The following is an 11,788-nucleotide window of genomic DNA, read 5'->3' as shown; positions in this document are numbered from 1 at the left end:
AATTTAACTGCAATGGTCCTGATTTTTTCGCAGCTAGTGAACTCTATACTGATCTGTCAGATATGTGCATGGTTGTTTCAACGGCTTTGATGGCGTCTGCGGCGGAACTTGTTATGCCCCCAGTGTACCCCGAGCCTTCGCCGATTGGATAGAGGTTTTTGGTTGAGACGGATTCATAGTTCTCGTTACGTGTAATTCGAACTGGAGAGGAAGTTCGGGTCTCAGAGCCGAACAAAATGGCTTCATGTGAGATAAATGACGGGACCTCTTTGTGCCATAGTTTAAAAGCAGCTGTCAGTTGTTCACAGACAAAGGCAGGGAGTAAATCGTTCAGGTCTGCGGCTACAACGCCCATTTTATATGATGATGTTTGCAGGTCGGCAGGCTGCTTTTTGTCCAGGAAGTTCATTAAGTTTTGAGCTGGTACTTTCCAGTTTTGCCCTCCTGCTTTAAACGATTTTCGTTCAATATCTTTTTGAAACTCGATTCCAGCTAAAGGATTAACAGATAGATAATCATCTGTCCGGCAACCGATCACCAGACCTGCATTGGAGAATGGCGACGACCTGTGGGAGTAACTCATTCCATTTAAAACAAGAAGGCCTTGGGATGAGGAGGCGTTGATTATCTCACCACCTGGACACATGCAGAATGTATAGACACCACGGCGCATAGTCCGATTTGTATAATTTAAGGAGTAGGTGGCAGCCCCAAGCCCGGGGAACTTGATATATTTGCGGCCATAGCGCATGGAGTTGATCGTCTCAACCGGATGTTCAATGCGAACACCAACTGCAATCGGTCGCTGTTCAATGGTAACACCTTTTTCATACAACATTTTGACAGTATTTCTGGCAGAATGTCCCAAGGCAAGAAAGATATTTGAAGAAAGATACTCCAAGTTATTATTGATTATAACTCCTGATGCCTTGTCGTTAGAAATAAGGATATCCGTCATTTTGGAACTGTAATGTAACTCACCGCCACGATCTAAAATATACTGCCTTATATTACGGACAATTTTACATAAAACATCAGTTCCAAGGTGAGGTTTACTGATGTAGGCAATCTCCTGTGGTGCTCCAAATTTAATAAAGGTTTTGAGAACCCTATCAACATAACTTGAGTTATTGTTGCGCCGGGAGAACAGTTTGCCGTCGGAGTAAGAACCGGCTCCACCTTCCCCAAATTGAATATTCGATTCAGGGTTCAGCTCTCTTTCTTTTATGAATTTTTGAACATCAAGGGAACGCTCGGCAATTTTTTTGCCGCGTTCAAAGATTATGGGCTTAAGGCCTAAGTCGATAAGTTCAAGAGCAGCGAACATTCCGGCAGGGCCAAATCCGACGACTATAGGGTTTTTGTCTGGTGGGCAACCGATTTGTTTAGGGGGCGGTAAGTGATCGGTATAAACCGGAAAAGCCTGCCAGTTATTATGAGAATCAGGAAGTCGAACTACCAGTGACAGTTTGTAGAAAAACTGTTCCTGGTCACGAATATCAAGAGATTTGCTGAGGATTTTTAGAAGAGCAAAACCATTATTTTTATGGAGCTGTTTTGAGGCGGCCTTTATGTATTCAGTGATTCCATCTTTTTCGATGGGAATTTTAAATGAGAGTATTAAGTCCAAAAATAAGCCTTTTGTGAGAATTCGTACAATTGTACAGTGCCAATGAAATTATTCGGTGCAATAGCATTTTAATGCAATGCACTTGGTGTATTTTTGTCGAAGTTATTGTATCATTTTAAATGAAAATAGATAAAGGCCTTCGCTTTTATCTCAATTACCAAAATCCATAAAACAACAATTACTTATAGAAACAATGCCAAAGAAAACTACTCACCCAATTAAACCGGTACAAGATGAATTTGCCATCGAGTATCACGTTATAAAGTCTAACCAGAAAAAACAAAAGGAAATTGATCGGCTCGGAGGTGTATCACGACAATTGCATAAGATTAATACACCTACAGAAGCGCAACTTTCCGAAATGATTGAAATTGTTAACACCAAGGATAGTTATGTTGTTGACTCTGGTACTGATAAAGGGCTGGAAATATCTGGTGAGAAAGTTCGAGCTGATCTCTGTCGACATTTTTCGGTTGAGCCGGGTATCTCAAAAGAGTACAGCCAGGCTATTTTACGAAAGCTATCAAAAAAAGATGTTGTTCTGTTACGGGAATTACAACAGAACAACTTGGCGTTGAAGGCTGATTTTGATCGTGCCGTCATAGCCGCTGATAAAGATTTGATTTACGAACTGGGGTATAAAAAAGCAGAAGCCACGTTGCAATTCATGCATTTTTTGATACGTAAAAAAATCCCTGTGATCATGGAAGTAACATCCGAAATTGCCGTGAAAAACGATATCAAAACGTATAGCGGCGGCCTCGGGGTCTTGGCTGGTGATAAACATAAAGAGTATGCTGATCAGGAGGTGCCTGAGGTTACGGTGGCGATTGGTTCTGAAAATGGTTATGGCGCTCAGAAGATCAACTTTATCAGTGTTGCTCAGTATGCGCTTCCTGACGAGTGGAGCATTCGAAGGCACCCGGAAATATTTATGTTAAGTAATCGTAATATGGCTCTTTTGGGCGACACCAGGAAGTGGAAAAAAAATGAGATCGATGCGCCATTTGAGATTGTTGTTCCTGCCAGTCAGGAGAAACAGCATTATTTTGGTGAAATCAAGGCCAACATTATGGTGTATGGCCATGTTGGTAAAACTGGTTGGATTAATCCTATCCTCTATTTTAACACAACAAGAGTTAGTAAATCGTATCAGGGAAAAAACGTCACAGAGCAGTTGTATCCCGATGGAGATTTGAAGCTGGCGTCCCAATACTCGTTAGCATGCATCTCTGAATATTTTATGAATATATTTAAGGTTCCACTGGTGAACTTAAATGAGGGACATGCCGCACTGCTTCCCGTCATATTGATGAGAAAAAAATTAGAGAACGCTGGGGTAAATGTGCGCGATGAATCAAAGATTAATGAGATTGTGAAACGAAATTTTAAAAAAATTGAAAAGGCACTCAATGAGGTTCGATCAATAACTAGTTTTGTCACTCATACTATTGATTCTTCAGCCTTTGATACCTACGAGGAAGAGGCTCATGTTCGACGGGTTTTAAATCAAACGGATTTAAATGTGATTTTCATGTTGAATAATCCGTTCCTTAAAAATAAACCCGGTTTTCAGAATTTTAGGGGGTTTCGGTGCCTGCGGGTTGTCCAGGGGATGCACGGCGAGTATGAAATGCATGGAATCTCAATGGCCGACTTAGCTGCCTTTATGGCCAGCTCGATCAACTCAGTCGCTGAAATTCATTACAATATTACTAGCGAAGATGTATTTCCGGAAGAAAAGTTTAAGCTGAGTAATGTAACTAACGCGATTCATTCGGATACGTGGTGGGGGCCGGCTTCTGAAGTCCAAAGAATAATGGAGTCTGTTGTTGGTAATAGTGCCGAAGATTACATGAATGGGTTTAAGTTTTTACAATTAAAAGGTCATAAAATATTTAGAGATTTAATCGCTTCGTATCAACTGGCAGCAAAGGCGGAAATTATCCCGTATATTAACGAGTTGATACTTGAAAACGGGTTCCGGTCGAGTAATTTAATTCGCGTATCAAGTGATGATGATGTCGCAAATGTTTTGACTGCTGTCTTTGCCAGACGGGCAAAGGGCTATAAACAAAATGCTTTGATGGTCTCGAACAGCGTTGTGCAGGAATTTGTGAAAATAGCTGAAACATTGAAGGAAACGAATAAACGCATAGTCATTGTTATGGCTGGTAAAGCACACGCGCGAGACATGGAAGCCCGGGGGTTTGTCGATAAGATTTTGCATAGATCAAAAGTTATTGCTGAGCTGACTGATCATAAAGTCATGATAGTCTATAAACAAAATTATGATATGGCCGATGGGGAGAAGTTTTCAAAGTTTGATCTGTCGATTGCCAATCCGGTGGTTGGGTGGGAAGCCTCGGGTACAAGTCCGATGAAAGGGCCATTGCGTTTAATAATGCACACCTATGATGGCTTTTTTGCGGAGTACAAACATCTGGCAAATGAATATTTTGGCATAAGTGATCCTTCGTTTGGTTTTGGGCCCACTGAAAAGCAGAAGCACTATTTTGGCGGTGGGACGGAACAAATTTATGCAGATGCATTAAAAGATAAAATGTCAGAAGCGGTTGATGTCTTTTATAACAATAAAGATTTGTGGCTCGATAAACAGATTGAGCAGTATGCAATGTTCACCATGGGCTTTCAAATGCAGCGGTTTTTGGATAATTATTTGACGCTGTGGAAGGATAAGGTTCCGAATTTCAAGAAATTTTATGAGATGATTCATTAACCTGATTAGCGCTACTCTTCAGACTTTTAGTGGGCCACGGCAAGAGGTTGGTGTTCTTAAAAATCTGCGCTTTAGTGGGAGAAGAAAATTGGTTCTAAGCACCTTGAAGTTGGCGATTATTTTCGGATGTTTTTTTCAGCTTGCCCTCTTTCCATACACTGTTTTGGGGGATGATACTGTCATTTCAGCACCCCAATTAACTGTGCGCGGCGAGGCGCTGCTTCAGGTGCCGGCCGACCAATTGCGCCTGGCCATTGGAGTGGTGAGCACAGCCCTGGAGGCGGACGAGGTCGTAAGAATAAACAGTCGGATTATGGCCGAGGTGGAGCGGGCGCTGCAGCGGGCCGGGTTGTCTGGGGCGGAATATCAGACTGGCCGGTTTCAGGTAAGGTCCAATTGGTCGTCCCGTCCTAAAATAGCTGGTGATGACTGGCAAACGGAGATAGACGGATTTACCGCCACGAATATTTTTCAGGTCACGACCGGGCAGTTTTCGCTGGCCGGGAAAATCATCGGGATGGCTGCCGAGGCCGGTGCCAACGACATTAGAGCCATCCAGTTCGGACTGGCGGACCCTCGCACTCACCGGGAGGCGGCGATTCGGCAGGCCACGGAAAATGCACTGGCCGATGCCCAGGTGCTTGCTGATGCCGCTAAGGTTCGCTTGGTTCGCGTGTTGTCCTTGCTTCTTGATGACGCTGGCGCTCGCCCGCAAATAATGCAGGCCGAAGGCTACGGAATGCTATCGAGTCGGGCCATGCCGGATGCACAGCCGATCATTGCCCCCGGCGAGGTTGAGGTTCGGGCGAACATGACGCTGGTCTATGAAATCGCTCCGAAAAACTAATACGCCATTGTCAGAAAATAACCTGGCCGTTTTAGTGAATTACGCATAAGGACGGATACCGAAATTACAATAGCAGAAACTCTTTGAACTCTCCGCGCATGCAATGGTTGGAAGACATTGAAGAGGAATAGGCCCCGGCGTTAATAAGCGCCAGGCACTGGCCGGCAGAGAGCGGCGGCATCTTGATGTCGGCATACCAGACATCCAGGGCCTCGTTGATATTACCGACAATAGTTACAGGTGCTTGTTCCCCCGGTTGCGTGAGGGCTGGAACCGGATGAAAGGGAAGGCCATAGACAGCAGGCTCTACCGCAAGGTTGAAGCCGGCATCCACACCCACAAAAACAGTCTCCTGTTTTTTCTCTACGGTATTGATTGTCAGCAACAAAATGCCGGCATCCTTGACCAGGTAGTCGCCAGGTTCAATTTCGACGGCGAGTGATCGGTGGGCAAAATGCTCTGCCAGGATTCGTGCCCAGTGGGTAAGATCCAGCGGGGCATCGGTAGCGATATGCGGAACGCCAAGCCCCCCACCAACGTTGACCGTGTTTACGGTATTAAGTTGATCAACGAACCAGAGACAGTTTTTTATAATGGCGTCCCAGGTCTCCAATTGGGGAGTCAGGTAGCCGCAGCCAGTATGGAAGTGGATTGTGTCGATTGTGAGACCATGGTGGTGCGCAATCGATACAGCCTCGCTGAATTGCTCGCGGTAAATTCCGAACTTGGTGGTGTTGGTTCCGCTATACTGAAGTTTATCGTTCTGAGCACGACCGATGCCCATGGCAGGATTAATGCGGATGCCAATTTTTCGGTCTGATCCAAGCTCACCCCAGCGGCGGATAGTGCTAATGGAGTCGCAATTCATGGACAGGCCTTTTATTTTCGAGAGTCGGGCCAGGTCGCTATCCGACAAGCTGGTAGCGGTAAAGGAGATTTCATCGGCACGAAAACCGCAACCAATTGCATGTTCAACCTCATTTGGCGAACAGGCATCGATCCCAACTAATCCCGTCTTCTTCAAATGGGTCAGCAGTGGGGCAAATCGATTGGCTTTCATGGCATATTTCAGACGATATCTGTTCCTGAGACCGGTCTGGTTGAGTGCCGAATGCAGCCTTTTGATATTGTCGGTTACTCTATTGGCGTTATAAAAAAAAGTGGGTGTGTTGAATTGGCCAGCGAGGTTGTTAACAACATGGCCAGCGAACATCAATGATCCGTCTTGAATGGCAAGATCTTCCCGCTCCCACCAATTACTCATATGCTTTGACGCCTTTCAAAAGGATGCATTGCGATATCCATAATATCCTGGTCGATTTGGCGATTACCGGGCAATTGCTTTCTACCGGTAACCCAGCCACGGCAGTTGTAGGCCCCGCAGGTACATGGGAACTCTTTATAAAGATAATCTTCGGTCTGGGCATAATCCATCAATAGATAGTCCATAGAGTTGATCTCTTGTGTCGCGTAAACCAACAGATTTTTCATGTCCAGATAAACGTTGGGGGAGCAGGAGTGCAGGAAGTAACCGGAAAAATAAGTATCGTAAAGATGCAGATCAGGTTCGATCTGGAGGCTGTGCTGGCGGATATCGGTTATAATATCACCGGCCAGAGCACAGATAAGTGCTCCTTTTGAAAAAGATTTGAAGGTCATAACCCCCATACCGCTGACATGGTTTTTCAACACGACTTTGAAATCTTTTTTGTTAGGGAATAGAGGGTTATTCCCAAAGTGAGCAGGATACATTGTGTTATTCCTTTCGAAATAAGTTGGTCTGAAGGCTACCCATATGTAGAGTAACTGCTATGATGAAAATCGCGAAGCTTTACAACTTTACACTACTATTAGCAATATTTTTTTTGCGCGAAAATAGCTTTTGGTTTGACTGTAATTTGTCAACCACATTGGAGAGAGAAACGAATTTCTTCTTTTTGTAAATAGGAGTGATGGGCAGGGGGTTATGCTAACGGAAACAATAGAATGAGGGAAGGCGAAGCCGCTATGTTGAGTAAGGGTTTGTTTCGAGTGCAGCGCCAAATAATAACATATACGGGAGTGGCGATCTGACTGTTGTCAAAAAAAAAGCCTGCTATAACATAAAGTCATAGCAGGCTTTCCTTTAAATGGTGCCGAAGGCGAGAATCGAACTCGCACGAGCATGGCTCACTGCGCCCTCAACACAGCGTGTCTACCAGTTCCACCACTTCGGCACTATATTTTTTTACTGCTTTTGATCTGCAGCTGGTTGTTCTTCCATCATAACAGGAGTCGGGTCAGTTGATGCTTCTCCTGGAAATGTTGCACTTGCATCACCTGATGCTCCCATTGAATCACCTTCAGTGTTAGAACGTTCTGTCGGGATTTCAACTGTTGTAGGTGCTATATCAACCTGTTCTTCAATCTGGGATGGTGTTGGGCGAACATTTTGCATAATGGAGCCTTTTGAAATGTTTGCCGAATAATATGCCAAGGTTACAGATGTCAGCATAAATATAATTGCACTTGCAGTAGTAATTTTGTTGAGCAGTGGCAGCGGGCCATCTGTGCCAAATACGGTTTGACCTGATCCGCCGCCACCAAAGGACGCACCCATATCAGCGCCTTTACCATGCTGTAAGAGCACAATAATGATCAAAAAAATACATACTGAGACATGTACTACTGTTAAAATCGAAACCATTGTTACATCCCGGTGCCCAAAAAAAAGAAAGGGGTAAGTGGTTAACCCCTTATGAAATACATATTTGTTAGTTAAAATGAATAATCCGGTCGAATGTATCTGGTTGAAGTGCCGCTCCACCAACCAGAGCTCCATCAATATCGTCTTGGCTCATCAGATTGTCAACATTGTCCGGATTGACGCTGCCACCATACAGTATTCTTATTTGGCTAGCAATAGTTTTTTCAAAAATATCGGCAAGAATTTTACGCGTAAAGGCATGAGCCTCTTGGGCTTGCTCGTTGCTGGCAGTTTTGCCAGTTCCTATCGCCCAAACAGGTTCATAAGCGATTACAATGGCACTCGCAGAGGGTAGGGACAGGTTTTGTAATCCTTCTCGTAGCTGTGACTCTAATATTGGCATTGTATTGTTCGATTCGCGTTCCTCAAGAGTTTCACCAATACAAAGAATTGGGGTTAAGTCAAAGTTGATTGCGGCTTTAACCCGTTTATTGATCATCACATTGTCTTCATGGAAAATATGACGTCGCTCTGAGTGACCAACGATTGCGAAAGTACAGCCAAGTTCCTTAAGCATGGGTGGTGAAATTTCAGCTGTATAGGCACCTTTTTCCTCCCAGCAGACATTTTGGCCGCCTAATAGTACCCTGGATCCCTCAAGAGCTGAGGCAACCATGGATAAGGACGTAAATGCAGGGGCGATCATAACATCGCGGTCAGTAGCGTTAGAAGCTGATTTTTTAATGGCCTCGGCGAGCTTCCTTGATTCAATAACGCTGAGGTTCATTTTCCAGTTACCTGCAATTAGTGGACGGCGTTTCATGCTGTTCTCCTCATCTGCTTCGTCTATAGTATTCGTGGCAGCTCAAATAGTAAATGTATACGTTGAAAGGCAAAGTCGTTATCCAAGTGCGTCAACACCGGGCAGGCTTTTACCTTCCATTAGCATCAGAAAAGCACCACCGCCGGTAGACATATATGAAACCTTGTTCCCCGCCTTTGCTTTATTAATCACAACATTTGTGTCTCCACCCCCGACAACAGAAAGTGCTTTTGACTGTGTAACTGCCTCCACCATTTGCAGTGAGCCGTTGGCAAAAGCATCCATCTCAAAAGCACCCATCGGTCCATTCCAGACTATCGTTTTTGAACCAGTCAGGGCCTCTGCGAATTTTCGAATTGTGGCAGGGCCAATGTCAAGAATCATCCAGTCTTGAGGAACATCAGCGATGAGCACAATTTTTGTCTTTGCTTCTGCGCTGAAACTATCTGCGACAACACAGTCAACAGGCAGGTGGAAGGCAACTTTTTTTTCTTTAGCTAAATTGATTAAAGTTTTAGCTGTCTCAAGTAAGTCGTCCTCCACTAGAGATTTGCCGATCTCGAAGCCCTGTGCTTTTAAAAAGGTGTTAGCCATGGCGCCGCCAACGATCATGTTGTTGACCTTATCCAGCATGTTATTGATAGCTCCAAGTTTACTGGAAACTTTTGCTCCGCCAAGAATAGCAGTGAGTGGACGTTCTGGATTCGCGACAGATCGTTTGAAAAAATCAATCTCGCGCTGAAGAAGAAAGCCGGCAGCGCATTCGTTTACATAATGAGTGACACCTTCAACTGAGGCATGGGCCCTATGTGAAACAGCAAAGGCATCGTTTATGTAAATATCGGCTAACGAGGCAAGCTGCTTGGAGAATTGAGGGTCGTTTTTTGTTTCACCTCCATGAAAGCGCAGATTTTCAAGCAGGAGAATCTGGCCACTTTTAAGGTCGGAAGCCATCTTTTCGGTTTCTGGCCCGATACAGTCTGGGGCAAGCGGCACATCCTTTCCTAAAAGTTCTGATAGTTTCTTGGAAACAGGTGCGAGACTGTACTTGTCAATTCGCTCGCCTTTGGGTCTGCCACAGTGGGAACAGAGAATCAGCTTGGCGCCTTGCTCAAGTAAGTGTTTGATGGTTGGTAAGACGCCGTCAATGCGAGTATTATCTGTAATGTTTCCGGAATCATCAAAGGGTACGTTAAAATCAACTCTCATTAAAACTTTCTTATCTGTAACGTTGAGATCCTTAATTGTTTTCACCTAAATCTCCTTCTCTTGAAAACTGTTTTTGAAGTATAATAGCATTCTCGCAAGGATTACTATAGTAGTTTTTTCGCAGGCCAATTTTCTGAAAATCAAAAAAAGTGTATAGCTGTAAAGCTGCTGTGTTCGACTCTCGAAGTTCTAGAAAACATACTCGTGTAAATTGATTGTCTAAAAAAATGAGGCAATGAGCAAGTAGAATTCGCCCATAACCTTTTCGGCGCTCTTGACTGGCAATTGCAAATTTTCGGATTTCAGCCTCATCGATACAGATAGAACCGATAATGAAGCCAAATACTTTCTCGGAAATTGGGTTGATTGCCACAAACTGCCAGCCATGGGCGAGGGTCAGTTCGTCTGCGATCTGGCCCTCGCTCCATGGTGAATCGAGTTGTTTTTCAATTGCAATAATTTCAGGCAGGTGGCACGGTTGTGCAGGAATAATTACAATGCCGGAAGAGCTGGACAAGTTTCAGCTAAACCTCAACTAAACCAACTGGTCGGCGATAGAGACAGTGCGGTCGGCCAGCATGTTGCTGTAACTGCCAAGTTCATTGTCGTACCAGCCATAAATAACTGCCTGAGTAACAGGAACGTCAATGGTTTCCGGCTGATTTGCACCGCCGATACCAAGTTTCTTAAGATTCACCTTGATTGCAGCAGTCCGAGTGTGATTTTCTGTACCTTCGATAATTGCAGCGGCAAAAGGGTTGCCGATAATATCAGAAGAAACGTTTTGCTCTTCGGAGTAGGTAAGATATGGCGAGTTGTCGGCGTAATTTTTGTAAATTGAGTTAATGGTATCTCGTTTAATTGGGTTTTTAAGGTCATCTTGAAGATTAATAACGAGAATAATCAGCGAGCCTGTAGAGGTGGGAATTCGTACAGATTCAGCGATAAAACCGATGTTGCCCATTTCAGGGATGACAAGTTTTAAGGCTTTTGCAGCACCTGTTGTGGTCAGGATAATATTGTTAAGAATGCTTCGATTTTTCCTTAAATCAGTCGCTCCTCCGCCAGGAAGTCGGTCAAGGACCTGTTGACTGCCTGTGGCGGCGTGAACCGTGACCATGGAGGCGCTTAAAAAGTTATCGGCCCCGAAATTATCCATTAAAGGCTTAATCATATATGAAAGGCAGGTTGTGGTGCATGACGCAGCTGAAATCAGTGAATGTTTTGAAGAGATGTAGTCATCAGTGTTGATTCCCATAACTGTGGTTACAGCATCTTCCGGCATTGAGAGGCCTTGGGCCTTGATTTTAAATGGTGCAGAAAGAATAACCTTTTCAGCCCCGGCCTGAAGGTGTCCTCGCATAGCCCCGCGGGGGCTGTTGGCCTCGGCTGTGGGATCATTGAAAACACCAGTCGTATCAACAACAACACGTACATTGTTTTCCTTCCATTTGATTTCCGCTGGATTTCGTGATTCCCGTAATATCTTTACAGGCACACCGTTGATTGTCATAGTCCCATCGGAATCATTGAGGTTTTCAATCACTCGACCACCTTTATAGCCATGCAGGTAATTACCCAGCCTGCCATATGTACTGTCTCTATCTATAGATGCGGCTAAATCCTCAAGTCCCTGCCCAACTTCACGACCAATATTGGCGACAATTTCAGAGAAATGTTTTCTGCCAACATGGTGCCAAATAGAAAGTTTACCGATTCGACCAAGGCCGTTAATCCCTAACTTCATGATTTATTACTCCTGAGTTTAAATATGTAAGTCTACCTGACTCAATTCTTTTGTGGATAAAAAAGAACCATACTATAAGAGGGAGTGATGTTTTGGGCAACAAAAA

General features: G+C 44.4%; 10 protein-coding genes and 1 tRNA gene. 2 read left to right on the top strand and 9 right to left on the bottom strand.

The window, feature by feature from the left end:
* Positions 1 to 43: 43 nt before the first annotated feature.
* Complete coding sequence (locus tag HQK80_01850) at positions 44 to 1,630, bottom strand: dehydrogenase (GenBank protein ID MBF0220963.1); 1,587 nt, start codon at positions 1,628 to 1,630, stop codon at positions 44 to 46.
* A 193-nt stretch (positions 1,631 to 1,823) separates the two neighbouring features.
* On the opposite strand from HQK80_01850, the gene HQK80_01845 reads away from it, so the two are divergent.
* Both HQK80_01845 and HQK80_01840 read left to right on the top strand, forming a co-directional pair.
* Positions 1,824 to 4,370 carry a glycogen/starch/alpha-glucan phosphorylase gene (locus HQK80_01845; GenBank protein ID MBF0220962.1) on the top strand — a complete coding sequence of 849 codons (2,547 nt, stop codon included), beginning with the start codon at positions 1,824 to 1,826 and terminating at the stop codon, positions 4,368 to 4,370.
* Positions 4,371 to 4,458: 88 nt separating this feature from the next.
* Positions 4,459 to 5,217, top strand: coding sequence for an SIMPL domain-containing protein (locus tag HQK80_01840; GenBank protein ID MBF0220961.1), 759 nt, complete (start codon positions 4,459 to 4,461; stop codon positions 5,215 to 5,217).
* 64 nt (positions 5,218 to 5,281) lie between these two features.
* Here the strand turns inward: HQK80_01840 and HQK80_01835 are convergent, their stop codons facing one another.
* The 8 genes from HQK80_01835 to HQK80_01800 all read right to left on the bottom strand — a co-directional run bounded on the left by HQK80_01835 (position 5,282) and on the right by HQK80_01800 (position 11,682).
* On the bottom strand, positions 5,282 to 6,481 hold the full coding sequence (locus tag HQK80_01835) for a diaminopimelate decarboxylase (protein MBF0220960.1): 1,200 nt from the start codon (positions 6,479 to 6,481) through the stop codon (positions 5,282 to 5,284).
* On the bottom strand, positions 6,478 to 6,969 hold the full coding sequence (locus HQK80_01830; GenBank protein ID MBF0220959.1) for an SET domain-containing protein-lysine N-methyltransferase: 492 nt from the start codon (positions 6,967 to 6,969) through the stop codon (positions 6,478 to 6,480). Before HQK80_01830 ends, HQK80_01835 begins: the two co-directional genes overlap by 4 nt.
* 378 nt (positions 6,970 to 7,347) lie before the next feature.
* Positions 7,348 to 7,433 (bottom strand) — tRNA-Leu (locus HQK80_01825).
* 11 nt (positions 7,434 to 7,444) lie between these two features.
* A complete protein-coding gene (secG, locus tag HQK80_01820) occupies positions 7,445 to 7,903 on the bottom strand; it encodes a preprotein translocase subunit SecG (GenBank protein ID MBF0220958.1) in 459 nt (152 codons plus the stop codon).
* A gap of 67 nt (positions 7,904 to 7,970) precedes the next feature.
* Positions 7,971 to 8,726 carry a triose-phosphate isomerase gene (locus HQK80_01815; protein MBF0220957.1) on the bottom strand — a complete coding sequence of 252 codons (756 nt, stop codon included), beginning with the start codon at positions 8,724 to 8,726 and terminating at the stop codon, positions 7,971 to 7,973.
* A 78-nt stretch (positions 8,727 to 8,804) separates the two neighbouring features.
* Positions 8,805 to 9,980 (bottom strand): phosphoglycerate kinase, encoded by a 1,176-nt coding sequence (locus tag HQK80_01810; GenBank protein MBF0220956.1) that lies wholly within the window; start codon positions 9,978 to 9,980, stop codon positions 8,805 to 8,807.
* Entirely contained in the window at positions 9,967 to 10,452 is a 486-nt protein-coding gene (gene rimI, locus HQK80_01805) for a ribosomal protein S18-alanine N-acetyltransferase (protein MBF0220955.1), read from the bottom strand. The genes HQK80_01810 and rimI overlap by 14 nt, the downstream gene beginning before the upstream one ends.
* Before the next feature lie 18 nt (positions 10,453 to 10,470).
* Complete coding sequence (locus HQK80_01800; protein ID MBF0220954.1) at positions 10,471 to 11,682, bottom strand: glyceraldehyde-3-phosphate dehydrogenase; 1,212 nt, start codon at positions 11,680 to 11,682, stop codon at positions 10,471 to 10,473.
* Between the last annotated feature and the right edge of the window lie 106 nt (positions 11,683 to 11,788).

This window comes from Desulfobulbaceae bacterium, assembly GCA_015231515.1.
Taxonomy (GTDB): Bacteria; Desulfobacterota; Desulfobulbia; order Desulfobulbales; family VMSU01; genus JADGBM01.
The sequence above is the reverse complement of the archived record's forward strand: the minus strand, read 5'-3'. Positions and strand labels throughout refer to the sequence as shown.

Excerpts from the sequence above, each read along its gene's own strand:
- HQK80_01845 (MBF0220962.1), top strand. The coding sequence starts at position 1,824 with ATGCCAAAGAAAACTACTCACCCAATTAAACCGGTACAAGATGAATTT.
- HQK80_01835 (MBF0220960.1), bottom strand. The coding sequence starts at position 6,481 with ATGAGTAATTGGTGGGAGCGGGAAGATCTTGCCATTCAAGACGGATCA.
- HQK80_01830 (MBF0220959.1), bottom strand. The coding sequence starts at position 6,969 with ATGTATCCTGCTCACTTTGGGAATAACCCTCTATTCCCTAACAAAAAA.
- secG (MBF0220958.1), bottom strand. The coding sequence starts at position 7,903 with ATGGTTTCGATTTTAACAGTAGTACATGTCTCAGTATGTATTTTTTTG.
- HQK80_01815 (MBF0220957.1), bottom strand. The coding sequence starts at position 8,726 with ATGAAACGCCGTCCACTAATTGCAGGTAACTGGAAAATGAACCTCAGC.
- HQK80_01800 (MBF0220954.1), bottom strand. The coding sequence starts at position 11,682 with ATGAAGTTAGGGATTAACGGCCTTGGTCGAATCGGTAAACTTTCTATT.